Source organism: Phascolarctobacterium sp., assembly GCF_030531065.1.
Taxonomy (GTDB): domain Bacteria; phylum Bacillota; class Negativicutes; order Acidaminococcales; family Acidaminococcaceae; genus Phascolarctobacterium_A.
Genome location: NZ_JAUNOQ010000004.1, coordinates 126,020 through 150,443 on the forward strand (window position 1 = coordinate 126,020; position 24,424 = coordinate 150,443).

Annotated in this window: 24 protein-coding genes and 1 tRNA gene; 6 read left to right on the top strand and 19 right to left on the bottom strand. The window is 50.7% G+C overall.

Going from position 1 to position 24,424, the window contains the following annotated elements:
• Positions 1–267: 267 nt before the first annotated feature.
• The 6 genes from Q4E64_RS04060 to Q4E64_RS04085 all read right to left on the bottom strand — a co-directional run bounded on the left by Q4E64_RS04060 (position 268) and on the right by Q4E64_RS04085 (position 5,220).
• Positions 268–1,143 carry a phosphoribosylaminoimidazolesuccinocarboxamide synthase gene (locus Q4E64_RS04060; RefSeq protein ID WP_303166408.1) on the bottom strand — a complete coding sequence of 292 codons (876 nt, stop codon included), beginning with the start codon at positions 1,141–1,143 and terminating at the stop codon, positions 268–270.
• Between the two features lie 142 nt (positions 1,144–1,285).
• Positions 1,286–2,101, bottom strand: coding sequence for a PHP domain-containing protein (locus tag Q4E64_RS04065; RefSeq protein WP_303166409.1), 816 nt, complete (start codon positions 2,099–2,101; stop codon positions 1,286–1,288).
• Positions 2,091–2,963: a metal ABC transporter permease gene (locus tag Q4E64_RS04070; protein WP_303166410.1), complete on the bottom strand. Its 873-nt coding sequence runs from the start codon at positions 2,961–2,963 to the stop codon at positions 2,091–2,093. The genes Q4E64_RS04065 and Q4E64_RS04070 overlap by 11 nt, the downstream gene beginning before the upstream one ends.
• 10 nt (positions 2,964–2,973) lie before the next feature.
• Positions 2,974–3,699, bottom strand: a complete 726-nt coding sequence (locus Q4E64_RS04075) for a metal ABC transporter ATP-binding protein (RefSeq protein ID WP_303166411.1) — start codon at positions 3,697–3,699, stop codon at positions 2,974–2,976.
• Between the two features lie 13 nt (positions 3,700–3,712).
• Positions 3,713–4,588: a metal ABC transporter solute-binding protein, Zn/Mn family gene (locus Q4E64_RS04080; RefSeq protein ID WP_303166413.1), complete on the bottom strand. Its 876-nt coding sequence runs from the start codon at positions 4,586–4,588 to the stop codon at positions 3,713–3,715.
• Positions 4,589–4,770: 182 nt separating this feature from the next.
• Entirely contained in the window at positions 4,771–5,220 is a 450-nt protein-coding gene (locus Q4E64_RS04085; protein ID WP_303166414.1) for an Hsp20/alpha crystallin family protein, read from the bottom strand.
• 419 nt (positions 5,221–5,639) lie between these two features.
• Between Q4E64_RS04085 and Q4E64_RS04090 the strand changes: the two genes are divergently transcribed.
• A complete protein-coding gene (locus tag Q4E64_RS04090; RefSeq protein ID WP_303166415.1) occupies positions 5,640–6,278 on the top strand; it encodes an isochorismatase family protein in 639 nt (212 codons plus the stop codon).
• A gap of 143 nt (positions 6,279–6,421) precedes the next feature.
• Here Q4E64_RS04090 and Q4E64_RS04095 read toward each other — a convergent pair whose 3' ends face one another.
• Together Q4E64_RS04095 and Q4E64_RS04100 are read right to left on the bottom strand one after the other, a co-directional pair.
• A complete protein-coding gene (locus Q4E64_RS04095) occupies positions 6,422–7,651 on the bottom strand; it encodes a Xaa-Pro peptidase family protein (protein ID WP_303166416.1) in 1,230 nt (409 codons plus the stop codon).
• Positions 7,652–7,694: 43 nt separating this feature from the next.
• The gene (locus Q4E64_RS04100) at positions 7,695–8,525 is read right to left on the bottom strand and encodes an HAD-IIA family hydrolase (protein ID WP_303166417.1); all 831 of its coding nucleotides are present in this window, start codon (positions 8,523–8,525) and stop codon (positions 7,695–7,697) included.
• 226 nt (positions 8,526–8,751) lie between these two features.
• Here Q4E64_RS04100 and Q4E64_RS04105 point away from each other — a divergent pair, with 226 nt between their 5' ends.
• Positions 8,752–9,399, top strand: coding sequence for an HAD family hydrolase (locus Q4E64_RS04105; protein WP_303166418.1), 648 nt, complete (start codon positions 8,752–8,754; stop codon positions 9,397–9,399).
• Between the two features lie 80 nt (positions 9,400–9,479).
• Here the strand turns inward: Q4E64_RS04105 and Q4E64_RS04110 are convergent, their stop codons facing one another.
• Together Q4E64_RS04110 and Q4E64_RS04115 are read right to left on the bottom strand one after the other, a co-directional pair.
• A complete protein-coding gene (locus Q4E64_RS04110; RefSeq protein ID WP_303166420.1) occupies positions 9,480–10,571 on the bottom strand; it encodes a M48 family metallopeptidase in 1,092 nt (363 codons plus the stop codon).
• 80 nt (positions 10,572–10,651) lie between these two features.
• Positions 10,652–11,794 carry a CaiB/BaiF CoA-transferase family protein gene (locus Q4E64_RS04115; protein ID WP_303166422.1) on the bottom strand — a complete coding sequence of 381 codons (1,143 nt, stop codon included), beginning with the start codon at positions 11,792–11,794 and terminating at the stop codon, positions 10,652–10,654.
• Between the two features lie 402 nt (positions 11,795–12,196).
• On the opposite strand from Q4E64_RS04115, the gene thiW reads away from it, so the two are divergent.
• The 3 genes from thiW to Q4E64_RS04130 are packed head-to-tail and all read left to right on the top strand — an operon-like array spanning position 12,197 to position 13,329.
• A complete protein-coding gene (gene thiW, locus Q4E64_RS04120; RefSeq protein ID WP_303166423.1) occupies positions 12,197–12,691 on the top strand; it encodes an energy coupling factor transporter S component ThiW in 495 nt (164 codons plus the stop codon).
• A 1-nt stretch (position 12,692) separates the two neighbouring features.
• Complete coding sequence (locus Q4E64_RS04125) at positions 12,693–12,980, top strand: hypothetical protein (protein ID WP_303166424.1); 288 nt, start codon at positions 12,693–12,695, stop codon at positions 12,978–12,980.
• 13 nt (positions 12,981–12,993) lie between these two features.
• Entirely contained in the window at positions 12,994–13,329 is a 336-nt protein-coding gene (locus Q4E64_RS04130) for a helix-turn-helix transcriptional regulator (protein WP_303166425.1), read from the top strand.
• 51 nt (positions 13,330–13,380) lie between these two features.
• On the opposite strand, the gene Q4E64_RS04135 is transcribed toward Q4E64_RS04130, so the two are convergent.
• From Q4E64_RS04135 to Q4E64_RS04160, 6 genes are all read right to left on the bottom strand, one after another.
• Positions 13,381–13,456 (bottom strand) — tRNA-Lys (locus Q4E64_RS04135).
• A gap of 82 nt (positions 13,457–13,538) precedes the next feature.
• Positions 13,539–14,828: an adenylosuccinate synthase gene (locus Q4E64_RS04140; RefSeq protein ID WP_303166426.1), complete on the bottom strand. Its 1,290-nt coding sequence runs from the start codon at positions 14,826–14,828 to the stop codon at positions 13,539–13,541.
• A gap of 34 nt (positions 14,829–14,862) precedes the next feature.
• Positions 14,863–16,155 (bottom strand): adenylosuccinate lyase, encoded by a 1,293-nt coding sequence (purB, locus tag Q4E64_RS04145; protein WP_303166427.1) that lies wholly within the window; start codon positions 16,153–16,155, stop codon positions 14,863–14,865.
• Positions 16,156–16,374: 219 nt separating this feature from the next.
• Complete coding sequence (dnaB, locus tag Q4E64_RS04150) at positions 16,375–17,727, bottom strand: replicative DNA helicase (RefSeq protein WP_303166429.1); 1,353 nt, start codon at positions 17,725–17,727, stop codon at positions 16,375–16,377.
• 326 nt (positions 17,728–18,053) lie between these two features.
• Positions 18,054–19,436, bottom strand: coding sequence for a DUF6056 family protein (locus tag Q4E64_RS04155; protein WP_303166430.1), 1,383 nt, complete (start codon positions 19,434–19,436; stop codon positions 18,054–18,056).
• Positions 19,437–20,372: a glycosyltransferase family 2 protein gene (locus Q4E64_RS04160; RefSeq protein ID WP_303166432.1), complete on the bottom strand. Its 936-nt coding sequence runs from the start codon at positions 20,370–20,372 to the stop codon at positions 19,437–19,439. It abuts the gene before it with no gap.
• 180 nt (positions 20,373–20,552) lie between these two features.
• Here Q4E64_RS04160 and Q4E64_RS04165 point away from each other — a divergent pair, with 180 nt between their 5' ends.
• Positions 20,553–20,858 carry a helix-turn-helix domain-containing protein gene (locus Q4E64_RS04165; RefSeq protein WP_303166433.1) on the top strand — a complete coding sequence of 102 codons (306 nt, stop codon included), beginning with the start codon at positions 20,553–20,555 and terminating at the stop codon, positions 20,856–20,858.
• 64 nt (positions 20,859–20,922) lie between these two features.
• On the opposite strand, the gene rplI is transcribed toward Q4E64_RS04165, so the two are convergent.
• The 3 genes from rplI to Q4E64_RS04180 are packed head-to-tail and all read right to left on the bottom strand — an operon-like array spanning position 20,923 to position 24,391.
• Positions 20,923–21,369 (bottom strand): 50S ribosomal protein L9, encoded by a 447-nt coding sequence (gene rplI, locus Q4E64_RS04170; protein ID WP_293728457.1) that lies wholly within the window; start codon positions 21,367–21,369, stop codon positions 20,923–20,925.
• Complete coding sequence (locus tag Q4E64_RS04175; RefSeq protein ID WP_303166435.1) at positions 21,341–23,419, bottom strand: DHH family phosphoesterase; 2,079 nt, start codon at positions 23,417–23,419, stop codon at positions 21,341–21,343. Before Q4E64_RS04175 ends, rplI begins: the two co-directional genes overlap by 29 nt.
• Before the next feature lie 18 nt (positions 23,420–23,437).
• Positions 23,438–24,391 carry a YybS family protein gene (locus tag Q4E64_RS04180; RefSeq protein ID WP_303166437.1) on the bottom strand — a complete coding sequence of 318 codons (954 nt, stop codon included), beginning with the start codon at positions 24,389–24,391 and terminating at the stop codon, positions 23,438–23,440.
• Positions 24,392–24,424: the final 33 nt, after the last annotated feature.

Consider the following 24,424-nt stretch of genomic DNA (forward strand, 5'->3'; position numbering starts at 1 on the left):
TCCTTTCAGCTTTCCAAAAGTCCCCTCAATTGGCCGCTTCCACGACTCGCCTTTTTATATTTTTACGGCGATAAATGTTCACGCGATACAGCACTGTTTAGAAAAATAAAAAACAACGGCGATAAAGACTAAGCTTTACAACGCCGTTGTTGTTTATGGTGCAATTATACAACTTCAATGGGTACTTGTAAATATATTTCGCAGCATTTTCCAGAAAAATTTTCAACCTCCCGGCTTTTGCTTCAATATTTACACTTTAGCTTATTTTTAGAAGGCGAATTTTTCTCCCGTCAGCAGCTCGTAGGCCTCGACATATTTAGCGATAGTCTTGTCGATAACCTCCTGAGGCAGCTCGTAGCCGGAATCAGGATTTGCGGACAGCCAGTTGCGGACAAATTGCTTATCGTAAGAAGGCTGGTCGTGGCCAACCTCGTAGCCTGCCAACGGCCAGAAGCGGGAGCAGTCGGGCGTAATCATTTCGTCGCCCAAAACGACCTCGCCGTTTTCGTCCAGACCAAATTCAAATTTGGTATCGGCAATAATGATGCCGCGTGACAACGCATAATCGGCGCATTTTTTATAAATAGCGATAGTGTAGTCGCGCAGCTTGAGAGCGTATTCCTTGCCGCGGCCGGGATACAGCTTCTCCAGAATTTCGATGCTTTGCTCTACGCTGATATTTTCGTCATGGTCGCCAATTTCAGCTTTGGTGCTGGGCGTAAAGATGGGTTCAGGCAGCTTTTGCGCTTCCTGCAAACCTTCGGGCAGCTTAATGCCGCAAACCTCGCCGGTTTTTTTGTAGCTGGCCCAACCGCTGCCGGTAATATAACCGCGCACAATGCACTCCACGGGCAGCATGGTCAGCTTTTGGCATTTCATGCTGTTGCCGGTAAACTCAGGCTTATGGAAAAATTCCGGCATATCCTTAACGTCGACGGACAGCATGTGGTTGGGCACAATGTCCTTCGTAAAATCAAACCAGAACTTAGACAGCTGCGTCAAAACAGTGCCCTTCTTTGCAATTTTGTTTTTCAAAATAACGTCAAAAGCAGAAATGCGGTCGGTAGCCACCATCACGATGCTGTCGCCGATATCGTACATTTCGCGAACCTTGCCGGATTTAAACGGTTTATACTCTTGCATGGATAAAGCCTCCTACAATTTATTTGCCAATTGGATGTTAATAATAATATCACAACCGGCTTTAAAAGTCGATTATTTAACGCAGTTTCAGAAAAAATTTTTTGGCCGCTTATTTCATTTTAATCAGCTCGTAAGCCCGCGTTTACAGCAAACCGCCCAGACGCAGCATCGCCGTGTCCACAAATGGTTCCCCCAAATTACGCCCCGGCACAAAGCTGCCGTGACAATCGCTGCCGCCGCTGATAAGCAGGCCATGCTTAACGCAGTGCCCCAGCAAGCGCTTCGTGCCCTCCTCCGTATGCCCGGAATGGTAGCATTCAAAGCCGTCCAAAGGCTCCGTGCGCAGCAAGTCCATCACGCGCTCCAGACCCGGACCGTGAAAGCCGCTGGCCGCGTGAGCGCAAAGCGCTACGCCGCCCGCCCCGTGAATCGCGTCGACTACCTGACTAATCGAAGGGAAAATCGGGAAGCCCAAATCATGCTCCGGCGTAAAAATGCGCTGGAAGAAATCATTCACGCCGCTGCACAGCCCCTTATCCTGCAAATATGCTAACGCCCGCCAGCCGCCGCGCCGCCGGTCGTAAGTATAACGGGCAAATTCCGCCGTGTCCACAGGCCAGCCGTCGCGCTGCAACAAGGCGATGCTGTCCACATCCTTCTGCTCCAGCAACGCTTCGTTATAATGCAAAAGCTCCAGCAAATGCTTGTTGGCTATATCGATGCCGTAGCCTAAAATATGAAAGGACAAATCCTCTTTAGTCGAGCAAATTTCTGCCGCCGGTAAAAATTTAACGCCCGCCGCAGCAGCCAGCCGCTGTGTCTCCGCCACATTCGCCACGCTGTCGTGGTCCGTAACGGCAATAGCGCCCAAGCCCGCGCCCAGCGCCTGCTCCACCAATTCCTGCGGCGTCCAGGTTCCGTCCGAAGCCGTAGTATGGATATGCAAATCAACGCGCATCTCCAGCCGCCTCCTCTTCGCAAATATGGCAGCCGCACTTTCCGGGCGCAGGCCTGCCGCCCGCACGGCGGCGTCCTGAAAAACTGCTGGCCACAAACAGCGCCGTACCCGTCAGCACGATAGTGCCGCCGGGAGCCAGGTTGGCGTAATACGATATAGTCAAGCCCAAGGCCACGGACAGCAAGCCGTAGACTATGCTCTGCATAATCGTTCCCGCAAAGCTGCGCGCCGTCTGCAAAGCGCAGGCCACGGGAATAACCAGCATCGCCGATACCAGAAGCAAGCCCACGATGCGCATGGACAGCGCTACCGTCAGCGCCGTCAGCAGCGCCAGCAATAAATTCAGCCGTTCTACCGGCAGCCCCGCTACCCTGGCCGATGTTTCATCAAAGGTCAGATATTGCAGCGGCCTGTAAAAAAGCGCTACGAAAATGATCGCGCACAAGCCCAAGGCGGCTACTATCAGTAAATCCTTGCCGCTGACCGTCATCAGGCTGCCGAAAAGTATGCTGCTTAAATTGAAGCCGCCCTCCTTATTCAGGCCCGTAAAAATTACCGCCAGGCCCATGCCGCTGTAAAAAAAGATCGCCAGCACCATATCGGCCGCGTCGCTCAAGCGCACCCGCACCCGCTCGATGGCCAGCGCTCCCAGAACGGTCGCCGCCGCCGCGCTCAGCACAGGACTATAGCCCCACAGCGCTCCTCCGGCCACACCGGCAAAGGCGATATGCCCCAGGCCGTCGCCAATCAACGATTGCCGCCGCAGCACCAGAAAGCTGCCGATAAGCGGGCAGATAACCGCCATAATCAAGCCTGCCAGCCAGGCGCGCTGCATAAATTCCATCTCAAACATTTCCAGCATAACAAAACCTCTATCTGTAAAAATAACCGTGCTTATGATGGTGCTGCAACGCCGCGTGCACCTCGCCTCTGAAGCAAATGCCGTGGTCGATGCACAGCGCGCTCTTTGCAGCCTCCGCCGCCAGCTCCAAATCGTGGGAAATCATGACGATGGTCACGCCCTGCTCCCGGTTGATGCGCTTAAGCATCGCGTACAGCTCCGTCTTGGAGGCCGTATCGATGCCCGTCGCCGGTTCGTCCAGCAGCAAAATTTCCGGCTGCTTCACCATGGCCCGCGCCAGAAAAACCCGCTGCTGCTGGCCGCCGCTCAGCTCGCCTATTTTACGCTTGCGCAAAGCCGTCAAATTAAACGCCGCCAGCGCTTCGTCCACCGCGTTGCGCTCCCGCTGCCCAAAACGGCGCAGCAGGCTACCGGACGACAGCAGGCCCAAGGCCGCGACCTCTTCCACGCTGATAGGAAATTCCCGCTGCAGCTTCGCCGGATTTTGCGGCACATAACCAATTTTCTGCCACTCGGTAAATTTTTCAATAGGCTGGCCGAAATAATAAATCTCGCCCGCCGTCGGCTCCAAAGCGTGAGCCAGCATTTTCATCATCGTACTTTTGCCCGCGCCGTTCGCGCCGATAACGGCTACAAAATCTCCCTGGGGGACGTCCAGATCAAGATTATGGAATACCCAGCCGTCGCCGTAATCGAAGCCCAAACCGCGCACCGTAATAATATTTTTAACCGTCATTCTAGCTCCTCTGCTATTCGTTCAAGGCCTTCGCCAAATTATCCGCATTGCGCTCCATAATTTTTAAATAATCAAGCCCGGCCTGCCGCCCCTCCTCATCGACTCCCTCCAAAGGGTCCAGCGCCGCCGTCTGCACGCCTGCCTCCTTGGCAACTAATTCGGCAATCTTAGGGTCGGTCAGCGTTTCAAAAAAGATATAGCGCACGCCCGCCTGACGCACTGTTTTTATCAGCCGCTGCAAATCCGCAGGCGTAGGCTCCGCCTCCGGCGAAATTCCCGTAACGCTCAGCTGGCGCAGCCCGTAATCCGCCGCCAGATGACCGAAGGCCGCATGCGCCGTCACGAAAGCCTTTTTCGGCGCAGTCCGCCCCAGCTGCGTCAGCCGTGCATCCAACGCTTGTAAGCGGGCGAGATACGCTTTGCTGTTGCGTTGGTACAGCGCTGCCTGCTCAGGGTCTGCCGCGCACAAAGCCGCCGTAATGCGCTCTACCTCCACCATAGCCCGCCTAGGGCTGATCCAAACATGCGGGTCCTGCACGCCGTCGCGGTTAAACAGGCCCGCGCCCGCCTCCACCGGCATAATGCCGCGCTCGCTTAAAGCCTCCAAGGCCTGCTGCGCCCACGGCTCTACCAGACCGTTATACACAAAAACTTTGGCGCGGCCCAAGCGCGTCAAATCTCGCGGCGAAGGCTCCCAATCGTGGGGCTCCGCGCCGTCAGGCACCATGGTTATAACCTCCACTTGGTCGCCGCCGACTGCGCGTACAAATTCCGCCATGGGATAAAAGCTGGCCGCCACCGGCAGCTTATCGGAAGCGGGCCGCTGCGTCTGGCTGCAGCCCGCAAGCATATTTACCAATAGCAATAATAAAAAAATAAATACTTTCATAATCATAGAATATTGCATTACACAGCATCTGTCAACCACTTTCACAGTAAAAGCCGCGCACCTGCCCTGAAAGCGCGCCGGATAAAGAACTGCCGGAAGAACGCTTGCAGCGCCCTCCCGGCAGTTAGAAAGGATGTGATGGAATATGAATTTATCTTTGCAAGTCAAAGCGAAGCGGCGCATCAGCCTTCGATGGCGATGTACTTTTTCTCTTCAACTTGTTTGGGAGCAACCTTAGGCACCGTAACTTTCAGGATGCCGTCTTCAAATTTAGCCTTGATGTCTTCTTGTTTAACGGCTTCGCCGATATAGAAGGTTCTGGAGCATTCGCCGGTATAACGCTCGCGGCGGATATAAACGCCCTCGTCGTTCTTTTCTTCTTTGTCCACGCCCTTAGACGCGCTGATGGTCAGATAACCGTTTTCCAGCTTAGCGCTGACGTCTTCTTTTTTAAAACCCGGCAGGTCGATATCCATTTCGTAAGCCGCGTCCAACTCTTTAATATCGGTTTTCATAATGTTCTGCGCATGTTTGCCGTACAAGGGATTGCGGCGGCCGAAGAATTCTTTTTCAAACGGGAAATTCATAAAATCATCAAATAAGCTTTCGCCAAATACGCTAGGTAACATCATAAGTCATTCCTCCAATTTATATGCCTTGCTCCGCCGACCGGCGAAGCAATTTGTAAGTTAAACAGTAACTCGGAAATGCCCGCTTACTCTTTTCAGCTCTCATTTCTTTTGTTGATTATGTTATACCACTCTTTGTTAGCACTGTCAAGCAGCGAGTGCTAAAATTTATGCGATTTTACAAAATCAACACAAGCGTAATAATTTTGCCACAATTATTGTGTTAACGCCATTACTCTAGCAACTTAAGCAATAGTAGAAGTGCGCAGCATACTGCGACAAAACAGCGCTCGTCCGCAACGCGCACGCCCACAATAAAACGGTGGCCCAAGATATTTACGCTCCAAACAGCAACAGCTAATTGCATAAGCCATTGCCTTGTACTATAATAAGGAAAACAAAACAGAAAGAAGGCCTGCCCCATGAAATTACCGGACAAAAAATATATCGCGTCCTTTGACATCGACGCGCAAAACACCTTTACCCCCGTTTGCCCCGACGAACTGCCCGTAGCCGAAGGCGACCAAATCGCCGGCGAGCTTAACGCGCAAGCGCAATTTGCCAGCCTGCGCTTAGCTTCGCGCGACGCGCACAGCCGCTGCGCCCTGTGGCTCAGCGATGAACAACACCCGCCGCTTTCTCCGATAGCAGGCCATCCCGACCTCGACATCCGCTGGCCCGCGCACGCCATCATCGGCACGAAAGGCTTCAACTTTATCGACGGCCTCGACCCCGCCGCCTACGACTTCCAAGTATTTAAGGGTATCGAACCGGACAAGCACCCCTACGGCGCCTGCTACCACGATTTAAAAAATACTCTTTCCACCGGCGCTATCGAATACCTGCGCTGCCATGGCGTCACCACCGTTATCTGCGGCGGTCTGGCCACCGATTACTGCGTTAAGAATACCGTGCTGCAGCTTAAAGCCGCAGACTTCGACGTAATTTTGAATTTAGCGGCCTGCCGCGGCATCGCTCCCGACACCGTAGCGCAAGCCATCGAAGAAATGCGAAGCGCAGGCGTGCAGATTATCAGCTGCGCCGCCGAGCTGGCAGAATAAAATAACGCGCATATAGAAAAAGCATCCGCCGAAAAAGACGGATGCTTTCTTAATTTTATAATGTAAATTAGTACTCCCAGCGCAGGCCCGCCTTTTTCAGTTAAAGATAAAATCCGGACTGTATTTTATAAGCTACGCTGTTATTATTTATCCACAACGCGCAGGCCATGGCTGCGGCCCGTCAGCGATCGAGCGCCGCGCTCCGTAATCACGTAAGTGTTCTCCGTACCTACAAGGCCCAACCCCGGCAGCGCTATCTTCGGCTCGACCGCAAACGTCATGCCCGGCTGCAGCTGCTGCGTAAAGCCCTTGGCAATAGCGGGCGCTTCGTCCATAACCAGACCGATGCTGTGCCCTAAAAATTTGCCGCCGTTCATAAAGCCGTCGCCGTAAACATTATTAAATTTCGCCATCGTGCGCAGATACAGGCTCTCCACAGTTACGCCGGGGGCCATCATGGAAACGACCTCCTGCTCTAGCTCCAGGCAGCGCTCCTGCGCGTCCAAAATTTTCTGCGCCTGCTCGTCCTTGTTAATATCGCCGTAATAATAAACCACGGTTTTATCCGTGTGATAACCGTCGAAACCGCAGGGAATATCCAAATATACCAAACGTCCCGGCTGCAGCTTGCGGAAGGCATTGCCGATGGACTGCACCGCAATGCAGGTGCCGTCGGTGCCGCCGGGGCCGTCGAAGGCCGTGCGCACCAAGCCGCTCTTGCCAAAGGCGGCGATGCCGATAACCTCCTCGCCCATGGGCAAATTAAAGCGCGCGATGCCGTGAGAACCCCGCATAACCATTTCGCTGTACAAGTCAATAGCCAGCTGCGCCTCGCTGACGCCGCCCCGAATCAATCCCGGAGCGACCACATCCAGCACCGTTTCATGAATAGCGCCGCTGGTCGCCATCATTTCCAGCTCGTACTTGCTTTTCACCATGCGCAAATCCTGCATCACATCGTCGAGGGAGCCAATCTCCTCAAACGCAAAATACTTGCGCAGCAAACGCTCCCAATCCACTGTCGCTTTTCTTACTTCCATATACATAATCTTCGGCGCCGTGCCATAATAGGCGGCAGCCTCGCGGAAACTGTGCATCGGACGAATATCGTCGAAATGAGATTCGTTGCAGGCGCGGTCGTAGCTGCGGCGCACCCACAAAACAGCATCCTGCGGACGAATCAGCAGCACGCCCTCCTGCATCGTCCCCGTAAAATAATACATGGCGATTTTATGATTTATCGCCGCCATCTCCCATCCGGGATGCGCTTTATCCATGGCCTGACGGAACGCCAGCAAACGATTTTCCAGCTCGCCGGCCGGGACCGGTCTGATTTTATCAGTAAAAACAGTAGCTTTTTCTAAAATTGCCATAATACCAACCTCGCAATACACAATAAGCAGCCGCTTTACCGGCTCATAAATATTTCAAAATCTCCTTAGCATGAGGCAAAATTATATCCGGCTTAATGCTTCCCTGCTCCACATCCTCCAAGGTGGCTTCGCCTGTCAGCACCATAATGGACAAAATACCGTTGTTCAGGCCAAAGGCAATATCCGTCGCCAGACGGTCGCCCACCATAGCGATTTCCTCCTTGGCATAACCGGTTTTATCCAGCACCACGTCCACCATATATTGGTAGGGTTTGCCAAAAATCAGCTGCGGTTTTTTGCCCGTCGCCGTTTTAATCAATTCCAGCATCGCGCCAGTGTCGGGAATAAACTCGCCGCCTTCGATAGGACAGCGCACGTCGGGATGCGTAGCCACGTAAGGCACGCCCTTGTCAATCAAGCGGCAGGCAATCGCCAGACGCTCGTAGGTCAGCGTTTGGTCAAAGCCCACGACAACATAATCCGCGCTCTCTTCCAAGGTATTGGTCAGCGTAAATCCCGCTTCCGCCACCGTTTGCAGCAGCTGCGGCGTCCCCAGGACAAAAAGCCGCGCTCCTGGCCGATGCTTGCGCAGCCAGTTCGTCAAAGCGTCGGAGGAAATCAAAATATCCTGCCGCGTTACCGGTACGCCAAGGCCGTTCATTTTATTTACATAATGCTCGTGGCTGCGGGAGGAATTGTTGGTCAGCAGGTAATAATCGCGCCCAACAGCCTTCAGCTTGTCAAAAAAGCCTTCCATACCAGGTATCAGCTGATTTCCTAGATTGATGGTGCCGTCCATATCAAACAAAAAGCATTTTATTTTTTTTATACGTTCATAAGCGTAAGTCATCCGCGTTCCCCCATGGTTCATCATAAAATTTCAAGACACTACTATTATATAGCATCTTGCTGGCAAAAGCTATTTTTATATGAAGATATTAAAAGGCAAAAACTTGCGCAAGCTAAAAAAATATGCTATATTAAACACAAGTAGACAACCGCCACAAGGTGGTTGACCTCAGGTTTTTGGAAGAAACTCCATCCCGTTACGGTCAAGTGCAGGGATGGATTTTCTTTTTATATGAAGAAAGGATAACGCTATGAAATACACCACCATCATTTTCGATTTAGACGGCACGCTGCTGGATACGCTGCAGGATTTGGCCAACGCCACCAATTACACCTTGGGCAAGCACGGCCTGCCTCTGCGCACCGCGTGTGAAGTACGCCGGTTCGTCGGCAACGGCATCCGCAATCTTATCGCCCGCGCCGTGCCCGCCGGTACCTCGCAGGAAATTCAGGAAGCCGTCTTTGCCGACTTCAACCTTTATTACAAAGAGCACTGCGCCGATAACACCCAGCCATATCCCGGCGTCCTGCAGCTTTTGGCTGAACTGCGGCGGCAGGGCTGCCAAACGGCCATCGTCTCCAACAAAGCGGACTATGCCGTGCAGGAGCTGGCCCACCAATATTTCCCCAACCTGCTGGACGCAGCCTGCGGCGAACGTCAGGGAATAGCGCGCAAGCCCGCGCCGGATATGCTGCTTGCCGTCATGCAGCAGTTGCGCGCCGAACAAGAACGCACTATTTATATCGGCGATTCGGACACCGACCTTTTGACCGCGCAAAACGCCGCCGTTCCCTGCATCGGCGCTTGCTGGGGATTTCGCGGCCGCCGGTTTTTAATCGACCACGGCGCGCAATTATTGGCCGATAAAGCTGAAGATATTTTCCCGCTGTGCAAATAAAAATTCCAAACGTCAAAATACTCCAAAAGTCCAAATTCCGGCTTCTGGAGTATTTTTATTTTGCCGAAGCAAATCACTTTTTACTTTTTCTTCTTATTCTTCGACGCCTTAGCCTTAGCCGCCGCATCGTTGGCGTTTGCTATCTGCGCCCAGTCTCGCAGCATATCGGCGCAGGCGCCGGCATAAGCCCCCGCGCTGCCAAAGGCTCCCGCGTCCTGATTGTATAACCGCAGCAGTTGAATATCGTCGTAATAAATATCGGCCGTGCTGCCGTTATCGTACACCACAAAATAATTGGGATTTATCGTGCCGCGCTGGCGCACAGTCCACAGGTTTCCTGCCAGCATATAGGCGCGGTATTTTGCCTTCGTATTGCCAATGCTTTGCGTAATATTAAAAGTCCAATCGCCTTCGCTGACCGTCGCGTGGTCGTCGTCGGTCACAATTACGTCGGGATGGATATCGTAAGCCTTGAGCTGCTTAACCACGCGCTTCACGCGCTCCTCCGGCTCCGGGTGACTGCTGAACAAGCCGTAATTAGAACCGCCGCCCTGTTTGGACAAATCGTCCAGCTTTTGCACGGTTATCAGCATGGCGTAAGGATTAAAGCCCGCCTTAATGGTATTGTTGACGCCCTCCTTATCCGCGCCGCGTTCGTCCGTGCGGCTGTACCCGGCAAAGAGCGCCTGCTGCGCCGCCGACACTAAGCCCAAGCCCTGGCCGCGGGTAGCAGCCAACAGAATCAGCGAAGTCCACATTTGCTTTTCGATGGAGTTGACCGTATGCTTCTTCGCTACGTGACCGACCTCGTGTCCCAGTACTCCGGCCAGCTCCGTATCGGTCGGCATATAATCCAGCAAGCCCTTGAACACATAAATGAAGCCGCCGGGACAGGCCAAAGCGTTGACCTCGTTATTATTCAGCACCTTAAAGGAATAGGTGATGTCCGTGCGTCCGCACACCGCCGCCAAACGCTGGCCAATGCGGTCGACGCGCTCCTGCAAATATTGATCCTGTGAAAGCCCGTACTTAGCTTCCAATGCCTGCGCCGTTTCGCGCCCCATCTCTATTTCCTGCTGCTGGCTAATCAGCCCCGCTTCCGCAGGCTGCACGCTTACGAAAAAGCAGCAAGCCATCACAAAAGCCATAAACAGTTTTACTAAACGCCGCATAACGCAACCTCCTCATACAAAAATAAAATTAAAAATCATTTCCGAACCTCAATACTAATTTTCATATCGCCGGCGCGCGGCTAAATCGCGCCCTCCTGCCGCAGGTCGGCGACAGTCTGCTCGTCGTAACCCAATTCCCGCAAAACCGCCGCCGTATGCTCGCCTAAAAACGGCGCGCGTCTTGCAATTTTGCCTGCGCCCGCAGAAAATTTTACCGGACCGCCCACATAACGCAGGCTGCCCAAATCGCAGTCCGCCGTCTGCAAAATATTTTCCTGCTGCGTCAGCCGGCTCTGCAGCGCTTCGTCCAGGCTGCACACCGGCGTCACGCAAAATTCTGCGCCGCCGATAAGCTCCAACCATTCAGCCTGCGTCTTAGCGGCAATTTTTGCAGCCACTAAATTTTTCAGCTCGTCGCCATGAGCGAAATCATACTGCCGCTTTTCCAGCTCCGGACAACCGATAAGGTCGCAGAAGCGCTGCCAAAACTTCGGCTCAATGGTTCCCACAGTCAGGTAACGTCCGTCCTTCGTTTGATAAATATTATAGTAGTGAGCCGTGCGCCCAAAGGGCTTGTCGCCCGTTTCCGCGCAGCCCCACAGGGAGCTGATACCCGTCACCTGCATGGACAGCGCCGTCGCGTACAAATTAACGTCCAGATGCTGGCCCTTGCCCGTGCGCTCCCGCGCCAGCAAAGCCAAAGCGATACCGCTTAAAGCGCTGAGTCCACTGCCGATGGCCGACACCTGCACCTCGCTGACGCAGGCGCCGCCCACATCGTCCAGACTGTTCAGCCCCGCTAAGCCAATGACGTTCAAATCATGGGCCGGCTTATGGCAGTTTTGTCCAAAGCCGGTAATGGAGCAGTAAACCAAGCGCGGATTAAACCGGCGCACGCTGGCGTAATCCAAGCCGTAGCGCGCCAAATAGCCGGAACGGAAGCCCTCCAGAAAAACGTCGGCCTCCGCCAACAGCCTTTGCAAAATCTGCCGCCCGCCCTCTTTTTTGATGTTCAAGGCCACGCCACGCTTATTGCGGTTCAGCATCAAATGCCAATAGCTCATGCCCGGAGCTTTTTCCGGCCAGAAGCGGCGCGTAGCGTCGCCTGCCAAATCTTCTATTTTAATAACGTCGGCGCCGTAATCGCCCAGCAGCATCCCGCAATATTGTCCCGGCAGCCATTTGGAAAAATCCACTACCTTAATGCCTTCCAATAAATTCATTGTTCTCACTCCGTTTACCTTACGCTAACGCAAAATTGCTAACGCTATATTATTCTACAAAAAACGCCGCTATTCCTTTTTTTAGCGTTCCTTAAATCCTACAAAAATGGTATAATGTTTGTACACAGCGATTCGCAAGCCGCAGGCGTAGCGAGAGCTGATGTACAACATATACCTGCCACCCGGCGATTGGCGAGCCGCAGGCGACGACAGAGCCGCGGTAAGCATGGTGAAATGTTTGTACACAGCGATTCGCAAGCCGCAGGCGTAGCGAGAGCTGATGTACAACATATACCTGCCACCCGGCGATTGGCGAGCCGCAGGCGACGACAGAGCCGCGGTAGGCATGGTGAAATATTTTTATACTAAACTTCACTCAGCCTGACAGAAAGAGGTATCCTTATGCAGCTTCGCAAATTAACGTCCGCTGCGCTGCTGGTAGCCATCGGCGCTCTCAGCGCGCACCTTATTTATATTCCGGCCGGCGTTTCCAAATGCTTTCCCGTACAGCACGCCATCAACGTCATGGGCGCCGTGCTTTTAGGCCCGGACTACGCCGTAGCCATTGCCTTTCTCATCTCCTGCCTGCGCAATATGTTCGGCACCGGCTCCCTGCTGGCCTTTCCCGGCAGTATGGTCGGCGCGCTGCTGGCAGGCCTTGCCTATAAGCGCTGGCCCAATATCGGCGCGGCCATGGCGGGCGAAATTTTCGGCACCGGTATTTTAGGCGGCTTGCTCGCCTGGGTTATCGCAGCCGCTGTACTGAACAGCAATGCCGCAGCCTGGTTCTTTATCCCGCCCTTTTTAGTAAGCACAGTCGGCGGCAGCATTATCGCCGGACTTCTGATGAAAAGCGGCCTTTTGAGCCAGCTGACCTCCAACAAGGCAGGTAAATAGCATGAGCTTCAGCCAAATCGTCACTTATCTTTTATATGGCTTCAGCGGCCTTTGCTTCGGCATATTTGCTTCGCGCCACAGCGTATTTGCCGCCCGCCGCATCAAAGAAAAATTCAGGGAAGCGGGCTTTGCCGGTCTTACCGCCTGCCTGCCCCAAATACTGCTGCTTTTTATCAGCTTTTTTCTCTTTCCTATTTTATTTACCAACAAAACTACTACCGGCGGCTTCTTTTATTATCTGTGCCTGATCTTCTTTTTTAATAAAGGCCTCCGCAACAGCAATAAGTAAAGCAGGTGATCGTATGCATACTCATATCCATAACCACAACTTGCCCCTGCCGGGGCACGAGGACGAAAAATATATTCAACCCATGGCAGATATTTTTAAGGTACTTAGCGACCCCACCCGCATCAGGATTTTATCTCTGCTGGCCCACAAAGAAATGTGCGTCACCTGTATCGCCGAAGCGCTGGGCATGACCCATTCGGCAATTTCCCACCAGCTGCGCCTGCTGCGCGCCACCAATTTAGTAAAATTCACCAAGGACGGCAAAGAGGTTATTTATTCGCTGGACGATTCCCACGTGCTGAGCCTGTTCGACCAGGCGCTGGACCATGTGAAGCACAAGCTGGGATAAAAGCTGTAATACAAAAACGCCGCAGCCTAAGCTGCGGCGTACTTTTTTATTTGGTGATCCACCCGGGACTCGAACCCGGGACACCCTGATTAAAAGTCAGGTGCTCTACCAACTGAGCTAGTGAATCGCATGAGTTGCTAAATCAGCAACGATATAATTTTACAGCGTATTGCCGCCGTTGTCAACAAAATTTTTCTGCCGCTGCAATATTACAGCAGCTCCTTGAGCACGATGGTCTGCTCGCGGTTGGGGCCGACGGAAACGATGCCCAGCTCCACGCCTGCCACCTCGCTCAAACGCTCCAGATATTTCCTGGCGTTTTCCGGCAGCTTATCGTATTCGCGAATGCCGCTGATATCTGTCATCCAGCCGTCGAACTCCTCATAAACAGGGTCAACCTTAGCCAGCACGTTCAGGCTGGCGGGAATCCGCTTCAGCATTTCGCCGCCAATCTTATAGCCTACGCACATTTTGATTTTCGGCATTTGGTCAAGAATATCCAAACGGGTAATAGCCAGGTAATCCAGACTATTCAGACGGGCGCTGTAGCCCAGCATGAAAGCGTCCAGCCAGCCGCAGCGGCGCGGACGTCCGGTTACGGTGCCGTACTCGCGGCCGGTTTCGCGAATCTGTGTGCCGGGGCCGTCGGTATCCAGCAGCTCCGTAATGAAGGGGCCTTCGCCAACGCGGGTTGTATAAGCCTTCACCACGCCAACCACATGATCGATAAAGCGCGGGCCGATGCCGCTGCCGGTGCAGGCGTTGCCTGCCGTCGGGTTGGAGCTGGTAACATAAGGATAAGTACCGTGGTCAATGTCCAGGAAAGTAGCCTGCGCGCCTTCAAAAAGCACCTTCTTGCCTGCGGCAAAAAGCTCATCCAAAACCACACCGGTGTCAGCCACATAGGGACGCAGCTCCTCGGCGTAAGCTAAATATTCCTTGAGCACCGTTGCGTAATCAAAGGGCTCGCCGCCATAAATTTTAGTAATAATAGCGTTCTTCGCTTCCAGATTTACCTTCAACTTTTCCGCAAAGGTTTCCGGCTCCATCAAATCGCAGACGCGAATGCCTACGCGCGCTACCTTATCCATATAGCAGGGGCCGATGCCGCCCTTGGTCGTACCAATTTTGTGACTGCCCAGGGCTTCCTCCTGCAGCTCGTCCAAACGCTGATGGTACGGCAGTACCACATGCGCGCGGTCGGAAATAACCAAATTGCTGCAGTCGATTCCCTTTTCCTTCATGCCGGCAATTTCAGCCAGCACTACGCCCGGGTTAATGACTACGCCATTGCCCAGCACATTAACCTTGTCGCTGAATAATACGCCGGAGGGCAAAAGACGCAGCTTATAATGAATATCGTTAACTACGACAGTGTGTCCGGCATTGGAGCCGCCGCTGTAGCGAACGACAGCGTCAGCCTTCTGCGCCAAATAGTCAACGATCTTACCTTTACCTTCATCGCCCCATTGGGCGCCTAATACAATAACAGATGACATCAGCAGTCACTCCTTATTTTTCTTATCCATTATATTATAAACCGAAGCGGGAGAAAATCAGATCCACATTACGCAGCATCGGTTTAGGATCGAAGCAATGCTCAATTTCCTCGTCGGTCAAATACTTTTTAATATCCGGGTCGGCCTCCACATTGGTCTTGAAGTCTGCGCCCTGCAGCCAGCGGGCCATAGCGTTGCGCTGTACCCATTTGTAAGCGTCCTCGCGCAGCACGCCTTTGGTAACCAGCGCGATCAGCAGGTTCTGGCTGAAAATCAAACCGCCGGTCTTATTCAGATTAGCGATCATAGCGTCGGGATATACCAGCAGCTTGTCGATAATATTGCTGAACTTTCTCAGCATATGATCCAGAGCGATGGTAGCGTCCGGCAGAATAACGCGCTCTACGGAAGAGTGAGAAATATCGCGCTCGTGCCACAGCGCTACGTCCTCCAAAGCCGCTACGGCGTAACCGCGCAGCAGGCGGGCCATACCGCTGACCTTCTCGCAGGTGATAGGATTGCGCTTGTGCGGCATTGCGGAAGAACCCTTTTGGCCGGGAGCAAAATATTCCTCGGCTTCGCGGATATCTGTGCGCTGCAAATTGCGGATTTCGGTGGCCATCTTGTCCAGAGAAGAACCGATAACGGCCAGAGTCGTCATAAAATGAGCGTGACGGTCGCGCTGAATAACCTGCGTAGCCAGGCGTACCGGCTTCAGGTTCAGCTTTTCGCAAACATATTCTTCAACGAAAGGATCGATATTGGAGTAAGTGCCCACGGCGCCGGACAGCTTGCCTACCGCCATCAGCTCGCGCGCTTGCTTCAAGCGCTCCATATCGCGCTCGATTTCCGCAGACCACAGCAAAAATTTCATACCGAAGGTCATGGGCTCGGCGTGAATGCCATGGGTGCGGCCAATCATCACAGTGTGCTTAAATTCGGCGGCGCGGCGGCGCAAAATCGCATGGAAGTTTTCCAGATGACGCATAATCAGATCGGCGGACTGCACGGTCATATAGCACAAGGCCGTGTCCTTAACGTCGCTGGAGGTCAATCCCTTATGGATATATTTGGATGCGTCGCCCACATATTCAGCCACATTAGTCAGAAAAGCGATAACGTCATGATTGGTTATTGCTTCAATCTCCTTAATGCGGTCCAGGCGGAAATCAGCCTTAGTCTGAATATCCTTCAGCGCATCGTCAGGCACAATCCCCAGCTTGTTCATTGCCTCGCAAGCCAGTATTTCTACCTTCAGCATAGTACGGAATTCATTTTCGAGGGTCCAGATATTACCCATTTCAGGATGAGTATAGCGATCAATCATTTTCTGTATGCCTCCCAAGCACATTTTTATTCATGAAAAAACATCTGAAAGCTGCTCTTTACTTTCAGACCCTTCACTGCAATTTTATTACATAATAATCATATCATTTTCTGCTAATGAGCGCAAGCTTCCCGCACATTTTTTGCCGCTATCTGTAAAATTATACGGCGTTTTCGGCGTTTGCATACAAAAAGGACTGCCGCGGCAGTCCTTCGCCAGTCAGCCCTCGCGTTTGGAAAAGCCGACAAATTTTGTAAATTGCTTATGAAAGAACAGGTTGACCGTATCCACCGGACCGTTGCGGTGCTTGGCGATAATCAGTTCCGTATGCTTGTTTTCCGTTTCCGGATTGTAATAATCCTCGCGGTATAAAAAGGCTACAATGTCCGCATCCTGCTCCAGGGAGCCGGACTCGCGCAAATCGCTGAGCATGGGGCGCTTCACCTGCCGCGCCTCCACGCTGCGGCTCAGCTGGGACAAGGCGATAACGGGCACGTCCAGCTCGCGGGCCAGCGCTTTGAGCGAGCGGGAAATTTCCGAAACCTCCTGCTGGCGGTCGCCGCTGCTGTTGCGTTTGCCGCTGCCCTGCATCAGCTGTAAATAGTCGACCACAACCAAATCCAGACCGTGCTCCGCCTTCAGGCGGCGGGCGCGGCTGCGCATATCCATAACCGTAATGCCCGGCGTATCGTCGATATAAATTTTCGCCTTACTCATCACATCGCAGGCTTCCCATAAGGCATCCCAATCCTTATCCGCCATTTCGCCCACGCGCAGGCGCTGGCTGTCGATGTTGGCTTCGGCGCAGAGCATACGGTTTACCAGCTGCTCCTTGCTCATTTCCAGACTGAAAAAGGCTACGCTTTTAGGGTCGCCGCCTATTTTCTTGTGCGCGCGCAGCGCTACGTTCTGCACAATATTCAGCGCCAGCGCCGTTTTGCCCATGGAGGGCCGCGCCGCCAGAATAATAAAATCCGACGGGTGCAGACCGCTGGTCAGCTTGTCCAAATCGTTAAAGCCGCTGGGCAGTCCGGTTAAGCCGCCCCTGTTCTGCAGCAGCTTTTCGATGCTCTGCACCGCGTTCATCAGCACGTCGCCAATCGGCGTAAAGTCAGAACGCTTCTTTTTATTGGCAATTTCCAGGATGCGGCTTTCCGCCGTATCCAAAAGCGTGCCGACCTCGTCGTTGGCCTCGTAGCCCATGGCCGCAATTTCGGTAGAAATGCGCACCAGCTGGCGCAGCACGGATTTTTCCGCTACGATATCCGCATGAAATTTGACGTTAGCCGCCGTCAGCACCACGTTAGCCAGGGAAGTGATGTAGGCGATACCGCCGATATCTTCCAATTTATTGTCGCGGCGCAGGATATCCGTTACCGTAACCATATCCACGGCTTCGTTTTTATTGTACAGCTCCAGCATCGCGTTAAAAATAACTCTGTGGGCTTCGCGATAAAAATCGTCGGCGCTGAGGATTTCCGTAGCCTTGGCTATAGCTTCCTTATCGATGAGCATAGCGCCCAGGACGGACTGCTCGGCTTCTATATTTTGTGGGGGAACTCTTTCTTCCATGATATCTTACTCCAAATTAAAATTGACTTTCGCGCGATTATCGCGCGTATTTTTTTGAAAATTTTGCTCAACCAAGCGTTTTCACAGCCTAAGCAAAAAATTTTCGCACGTATTTCGCGCGATTGCCGCGCGTATTTTTCAAAAATAATTTCAAACCAATCACCAGACACGCAATTTCTATTGCGCAACGCCTAACCTCGATCGTTATCAATTATATCACAAACAATCCTTGCTCTTCTACTATATTCTAAATTCATTGCCTCCTCTTTCGTTTCCAAACAAAAAAGATGAACCGCCTTGAACAGCTGCAGTTCATCTTTTCTATGTTATTTAGTTCTCACCGTTCTTAATCCAAAATAACGGGCAAAACCTGTGCAAGTCCAATGCTTTGGATTTTTATTTATATCCTCCAATCCCCACGCAGCGCAGTATTTTGTTTGCGGATAATTGCGCGGCAAAACAATATCTAAATTGCCCTTGCTTTTTTCTTGCAAAGCATATTCTACTTTCTCATTGTTTCGTAATTCATAAGCTCGAATATCTTTTCTTGCCGCATTAAAATCTTTTCCTATCATAATCAATAAGCAAACGGTAAATATACTTATAACTTTTCTTGCGTCAAGGTTCTCCGTTTCTATTTTTGTATAGAAATATCCTATCAAAATCAGACAAAATAATAAACTTCCCAACTTAGCCCGATCGGCGTAATACGGAGCGGCTGCCATAGAATACATTGATACCAAAAAGCCTATTAAATATAAAGCTGCTATTGAAATATCTATTTGCTTCTTTATTAAAACGTATAGTATCAACATCAAAGCGACTGGCAGCAATAAATATTCCGGCTCAAAAAACAGCTTAGTTATATTAACAAAATTTCTTGCATAATTTATACTATGAAAAGTCGCCAGCCGCACATAATTACCAGGCGCTAAAATTAACAACGCCGCGCCTATGCAAGCGCCGCACAACCCAAAGACGCTCCATAAATATACTGTCTTATTTTTCAAATAGTAAAGCAAATTACTCAATGCAATAAAACAAACTGCCGTAACGCCAAGATTTTCGTTAGTCCAAGCTGCCGCAATCCCCAGTAAACCAAATACGAAAGCTAATAATTTATTTTTTATCAGTGCATCGGCACTACGAAATTGAAAACGATAGGGCAAAAGATATGCAAATGTTAATAACGGTCCCCAAAGATAATTACATGCGCCAACCAACCATAAAAACACTTGACCAAAAGCTGGCATAAACGTAAAGAACGCAAAATTTATTATCGCTAAAAAGGCCGGATAAATTTTAAATCTGCCTATCGCATGCAAATAAACTACACAAACAAGAATTAAGTACGCGATAGTATTAGCAAAATTAAAAACGCTCTTATCAAACATTAAAAAATACTGCGCCAAAAAATGTACTACGCTTCTGCCGCCCCATGAAAAATAATGTTTATATTGCGATATAACAATATCCTGTACAGAAGCAATGCGTTTTCCCGTCACCCAGCTAAAAGAATAACCATAGTCGTCAACGATCATCGTAGTATGCGCATTTAAATAATAAATCAGTAAGCCCATAATCAGCATCAACAACGCCGCTAAATACGCCGCTGTTCTTTGATGATCGTATACTGAAGTGAAAAAAATTTTTATCTTCTCGTTAAGTTTGGCCTTTATACCATAATATTTTCGCTCATAAAGCTCCATCTACATGCCCTCCACATTACTTTCACCAATTATAAAGATAGGCCTTTTTTTAGTTTCCAAATAAGTTTTTGCTAAGTATTGTCCTAAAATGCCAATGCATAAAAGTTGTACCCCTCCCAAAAACAAAGAAATACTTATGGTCGACGCCCAACCTTGTATCGGGTCGTCAAATAATAATTTTCGCATTACAATAAAAGCTGTGCTGCCAAACGCAAATAAACAGCAAACTAATCCAATCAACGTTGCGAATACCAAAGGCGCCGTTGAAAAGGCTACAATACCTTCAATCGCATAAATCAATAATTTTATGAAAGACCATTTTGTTTCTCCTGCAATGCGTTCAACATTTTCAAATTCTATCCATTTTGTTTTAAAGCCAACCCAGCCAAAAAGGCCTTTGGAAAAGCGATTATATTCCTGCATACTCAATAAAGCTTCAATAAATTTTCTATTCATCAAACGATAATCCCGTGCGCCGTCAACTAAATCTGTTTTGGAAAACCTATTCATTATTCTGTAAAAAAGTCTGGCAAAAAAAGAACGAATTGGCGGTTCGCCCTTACGCGTCACACGCCTGGTAGCGACTGAATCATAACCTTCCTGCGTAACCGCTTTATACATTTCCGGAAGCAGCGAAGGCGGATCCTGCAAGTCCGCATCCATGAGCGCTGCATACTCGCCTTTCGCCGCACGCAGTCCAGCATAAATTGCCGCTTCTTTACCAAAATTACGTGAGAAAGAAATATATTTTACTCTGTTATCCTGCCTTGCCAAATTTTTCAGAATCTCAAGCGTATTATCTTTAGAACCGTCGTCAATAAAAATAAGTTCCAACATTTCTTCTCGCAGCTCAGCGGCAACTCTATCAATTTCATTATAGAAAAAAGGCAACGCTTCTTCTTCATTAAAGCAAGGAATTATAATAGATATAGTCATGAGTGCACCTCTGAGCAAAATATAATAAACCGGCAATCATAATTACGCAATTAAACAACCTCACATTTATCTCATTTATTTTAACACGTTTTGTGTTCTATTTCAATCTTCTATACAATTTGCGTCATTACGTACTCTTCTTGATTAGTTGTGATAAGATTAAGGAAAAAGGACTGTATCATGACTTTTGCAGAAATTTTACAAGAATTACGTGAAGATAAAAATATAAGCAGAAAAGCCTTAGCAGCAAAGCTCAACATATCTGTAAGCACCTTAGGAATGTATGAGCAAGGCAGGCGTGAACCTAATATAGATATGTTAATAAAAATTGCCGATTATTTCGAGGTCTCCATAGATTTTCTTGTCGGCAGAAAGTTCAAAGATAACGATATGCGATTATTAGAAGAAGCCTTTAATCTAAAGAAAAAAATTATGCGCCTTTCCCCAGATATCCAAGATATAGTAGAATATATTTTAAGCAAATAAAAACCAGGAAGCTTGCTCGTCAAAGAGAAGCTTCCTGGTTTTTTCATCCGTATTTTATTTTTAATTATTCAGCTTCAACCAGCACCTTAAAGGCTGCGGTTACGTCCGTGTGCAGCTTAGCTACGGCGGTGTATTCGCCCAGGCCCTTAACGGCGCTCTTCAATTCGATTTTGCGGCGGTCGATATTCATGCCGGTTTGCTTAATCAGCGCTTCGGCCACGTCCTTGCTGGTTACGGAGCCGAACATTTTGCCGTTTTCGCCCACGCGCACCTTCATCACGACGACAACCTTTTCCACCTGCGCTCCCAAAACTACGGCCTCGTCCTTAGCCTGCGCGGCACGGTGAGCGGCGGTCGCCTTATCGGCCTTTGCCTGATTCAGATTAGCTGCGGTAGCTTCCTTCGCCAGCTTGCGCGGCAGCAAAAAATTGCGGCCATAGCCTTCGGCGGCTTCTACGATATCGCCCTTTTTACCTAAGTTTTTAACATCTTGCAGCAGAATTACTTTCATTATTATCTCGCTCCTCTAATTGTTTTTTTGCCAACGCAATAATTTGCGGTTCTATGTCCTTAGCGCGCTTATCGGCCAGCTGCACGCCGGCAACCGTCTGATGGCCGCCGCCGCCCAGCTCTTCCATAATCAACTGCACATTAACGCTGCCGTCGCTGCGGGCGCTAACGCCCAAAGAACCGTCTTTATATTCAACAATCGCCACGCTTACGGCTATCCCGTCGATAGTAACGAGGGTATCCGCCGTTTGTGCGGCAATTACAGAAGAACCTGTATCGTGCGGCGCGTTGCGGTAAACGGAAATAGCCAGCCCATCCACAGGCTTTTTCGCTTCCGCAACCAAACGCGCCCGTTTTTGTACAATTTCCATATTATCCTTAAACAGCAGCCGTACCAACGTAGGATTAGCGCCGCAGCGGCGCAAAAGCGCAGCCGCTTCAAAAGTGCGCTCGCCCGTCTGCACAGCGAAATTTTTTGTGTCCAGTACAATGCCGGCATACAGAGCCGTAGCCTCCGACGGCAGAATGTCTAGGCTGTCGTCAAAATAGCAAATCAGCTCCGTCACCAGCTCGCTGGTGGAAGAACTGGACGGCTCCAGGTACAGCAGCGCCGTATCGCCGATAATATCCTCCGCGCGCCGGTGATGGTCGATAATAATCCGCGCCTTGATAGCTTCCAATAGCTTTTGGCTGGCGGACAGAACGGCGCGATGGTGGTCAACGATGATAAGCAGACTCTTGGGTGTAGCCAAGCGCAGCGCTTCTTCGCCGTCAACCGCTATGTTGAGGTATTCCGTTTGATTATTCGATAAAACGATATCTTCTTTTGCCAGCACCTCCACAATACGGTCATAATATTCGCTGTGCTCGCTATGTACGATATAAGTTTCTTTTTGCAGCGATAAGGCCAGCTTAGCCATGCCTATGGTAGCGCCGATAGCGTCAAAATCCTCGTTATAATGGCCCATAACAAAAATTCTATCGGCCTGCAGCATTTGCTCGCGAATGGTCTGCGCCACGATGCGGGCGCGCACGCGGGTACTTTTGGCCGCCACCGTACTGGTGCCGCCGAAGAATTGCGTATTTTTATCCTTCATCACCACGGCCTGGTCGCCGCCGCGGCCCAAAGCCATATACAAGCTTTTGTTGGCGTTCTGCACCAGCTCTTCCAGCGTTACGCCGTCGCAGGCCACGCCGATACTGAAGGTGGGCGCAAATTTATTGCCGCTGCGCACCTCGCGCACGCGATCGAGAATTGTAAACTTATCCTCCATCATATCCAAAACTGCCGACTGGGTAAAGCCCAGCAGGCTGATTTCTTTATTCATGCGGCAGATAAAGCCATGCTGCTGCGCTGCCCATTTGCTCAGCAGCTCGTTAATTTCGCCGTTCAAATTGGCGATATTGGTTTCGCTCAGCCCCCGCGTTACCTCTTCGTAATTATCGAAGCGGGCGTAAGCCAGGCACAGCTTATCGTTGCGGTACTTTTGCCGCAGCAGCTCGAAGTCGGTAATATCCGTCAGATAAATCATCAAGCCGCTGCTGGTGCTCAAATCTTCCTTTTTCAGCGAACGCTCCTGCGTCTGCACGCTGGCGTACTTCATGCGATAATAGCGGCCCTCCATTTGAATAACCTGCTCTCCGTCGCGCACGCACAGCATTTCAAAGGCGTTTTCTTTTAAAGGCAGAATTTCCTCCGGCTTTTTGCCCTCCAGATTTCTTTTGCCCACCCATTGCTGGAACAGCTCGTTCTTCCATTGCAGTTTGCCGTCCTTGGAAAAAACCGCCATACCAATATCCAGCTTGCGCACGGCAAAATGATTGGTGCGCTCGATATTGCGGATAATATTATCCAGATAGCTGCTGAAAAAAATTTCTTTATTAATAATATTGCGGCGGCCAAAATAATAGGTCACGCCCACAATGAGCAGCGCCGGCACGATGAGCTTGGGCTGCAGGTAGCAGACCACCAGAGCCAGAAGCACAATCAGCAGCAGATAAATATTCGTATCCACTTTGGAATTCATATTGCGGTTAAATCTGTTAAACATACAGCGCCGCCTCCCATCCTAATATTTTTTACGAATTTTGCGGAAGTCAAACACCATATCAAAGGCGCCCACATACACTATAATCTGGGAAAACAACGGAATAACAAACAGCAGCGCCGTAGCCAGATTAGCCCACCAGCGCGGCTTGCCCTTGCTTTCGACAAACCAGTACAGCAGCACGACGCCCTGCAGCACCAGCACAAAGCTGCACACGGTCTGCACATTGACGGATAAGGTGTACAGCCAGCTGCTCTGGTCCGTTTGGTAAAAATAGGTTACGGCCAGCAGCGAAATACCGTAAGGCCACAGCACCCAGCCCGGCGCCTGCAACTTGACAAAGGGCGGAAAATCGGTAAAGCTTTCGCCCAGCTTGGTCAAAATCTTTTTCGCGGCGATATAATTGACAAAGGCCATAATCGGCGCGCACAGCAGGAAAGCGCCCGGCATAATAACGCGCATCATGCGCAGCATTTCCGCATAGCCGTCCACAATCTTTTTGATTTCCTCCTCGCCCATGCCGTGCTCGCGGTAGTAAGCCGCCAGCTGGCCCAGACTTTCATGGAAGGAGGTAAAAATCATCTCGATGGGGTCGATGCCCAAAACCAAAAAGCTCAAAACGATGTTGATAATCAGCGCCAAAACCGCGCCGATGCTGCCGTACAGCATCATCTGCATCGGCGGCAGATGGCGGCGCATACATTCGCCCAGAATCAAACCCAGCAGGCCAAAAATCGCCGCCAGGAAAAAGGCGTTAATGGGGCTGATGACCATAGCGATAATAATCGTCGCTACCAGAAGCGTCATTACGCTCCATTTAAAACCGTGGCGGCAGCCGCAGATAACAATGGGCAAGGGCCACAAAAAATTAACGAACGCGCCCAGCACAGGCACATACATACTTATTAAAGCCATAACGATAGCGACGGCCGCTAAAATGCCGGCCTCCACCATGGCAGAGGTTTTCCGAATCACAAAGGCTCCCCCTTTACAGGTATATTACTTCAA

What these genes read in the sequence shown, in the direction of transcription:
- Q4E64_RS04060 (WP_303166408.1), bottom strand. Translation starts at nt 1,143, where the DNA reads ATGCAAGAGTATAAACCGTTTAAATCCGGCAAGGTTCGCGAAATGTAC.
- Q4E64_RS04065 (WP_303166409.1), bottom strand. Translation starts at nt 2,101, where the DNA reads ATGCGCGTTGATTTGCATATCCATACTACGGCTTCGGACGGAACCTGG.
- Q4E64_RS04070 (WP_303166410.1), bottom strand. Translation starts at nt 2,963, where the DNA reads ATGCTGGAAATGTTTGAGATGGAATTTATGCAGCGCGCCTGGCTGGCA.
- Q4E64_RS04075 (WP_303166411.1), bottom strand. Translation starts at nt 3,699, where the DNA reads ATGACGGTTAAAAATATTATTACGGTGCGCGGTTTGGGCTTCGATTAC.
- Q4E64_RS04080 (WP_303166413.1), bottom strand. Translation starts at nt 4,588, where the DNA reads ATGAAAGTATTTATTTTTTTATTATTGCTATTGGTAAATATGCTTGCG.
- Q4E64_RS04085 (WP_303166414.1), bottom strand. Translation starts at nt 5,220, where the DNA reads ATGATGTTACCTAGCGTATTTGGCGAAAGCTTATTTGATGATTTTATG.
- Q4E64_RS04090 (WP_303166415.1), top strand. Translation starts at nt 5,640, where the DNA reads ATGAAATTACCGGACAAAAAATATATCGCGTCCTTTGACATCGACGCG.
- Q4E64_RS04095 (WP_303166416.1), bottom strand. Translation starts at nt 7,651, where the DNA reads ATGGCAATTTTAGAAAAAGCTACTGTTTTTACTGATAAAATCAGACCG.
- Q4E64_RS04100 (WP_303166417.1), bottom strand. Translation starts at nt 8,525, where the DNA reads ATGATGAACCATGGGGGAACGCGGATGACTTACGCTTATGAACGTATA.
- Q4E64_RS04105 (WP_303166418.1), top strand. Translation starts at nt 8,752, where the DNA reads ATGAAATACACCACCATCATTTTCGATTTAGACGGCACGCTGCTGGAT.
- Q4E64_RS04110 (WP_303166420.1), bottom strand. Translation starts at nt 10,571, where the DNA reads ATGCGGCGTTTAGTAAAACTGTTTATGGCTTTTGTGATGGCTTGCTGC.
- Q4E64_RS04115 (WP_303166422.1), bottom strand. Translation starts at nt 11,794, where the DNA reads ATGAATTTATTGGAAGGCATTAAGGTAGTGGATTTTTCCAAATGGCTG.
- thiW (WP_303166423.1), top strand. Translation starts at nt 12,197, where the DNA reads ATGCAGCTTCGCAAATTAACGTCCGCTGCGCTGCTGGTAGCCATCGGC.
- Q4E64_RS04125 (WP_303166424.1), top strand. Translation starts at nt 12,693, where the DNA reads ATGAGCTTCAGCCAAATCGTCACTTATCTTTTATATGGCTTCAGCGGC.
- Q4E64_RS04130 (WP_303166425.1), top strand. Translation starts at nt 12,994, where the DNA reads ATGCATACTCATATCCATAACCACAACTTGCCCCTGCCGGGGCACGAG.
- Q4E64_RS04140 (WP_303166426.1), bottom strand. Translation starts at nt 14,828, where the DNA reads ATGTCATCTGTTATTGTATTAGGCGCCCAATGGGGCGATGAAGGTAAA.
- purB (WP_303166427.1), bottom strand. Translation starts at nt 16,155, where the DNA reads ATGATTGATCGCTATACTCATCCTGAAATGGGTAATATCTGGACCCTC.
- dnaB (WP_303166429.1), bottom strand. Translation starts at nt 17,727, where the DNA reads ATGGAAGAAAGAGTTCCCCCACAAAATATAGAAGCCGAGCAGTCCGTC.
- Q4E64_RS04155 (WP_303166430.1), bottom strand. Translation starts at nt 19,436, where the DNA reads ATGGAGCTTTATGAGCGAAAATATTATGGTATAAAGGCCAAACTTAAC.
- Q4E64_RS04160 (WP_303166432.1), bottom strand. Translation starts at nt 20,372, where the DNA reads ATGACTATATCTATTATAATTCCTTGCTTTAATGAAGAAGAAGCGTTG.
- Q4E64_RS04165 (WP_303166433.1), top strand. Translation starts at nt 20,553, where the DNA reads ATGACTTTTGCAGAAATTTTACAAGAATTACGTGAAGATAAAAATATA.
- rplI (WP_293728457.1), bottom strand. Translation starts at nt 21,369, where the DNA reads ATGAAAGTAATTCTGCTGCAAGATGTTAAAAACTTAGGTAAAAAGGGC.
- Q4E64_RS04175 (WP_303166435.1), bottom strand. Translation starts at nt 23,419, where the DNA reads ATGTTTAACAGATTTAACCGCAATATGAATTCCAAAGTGGATACGAAT.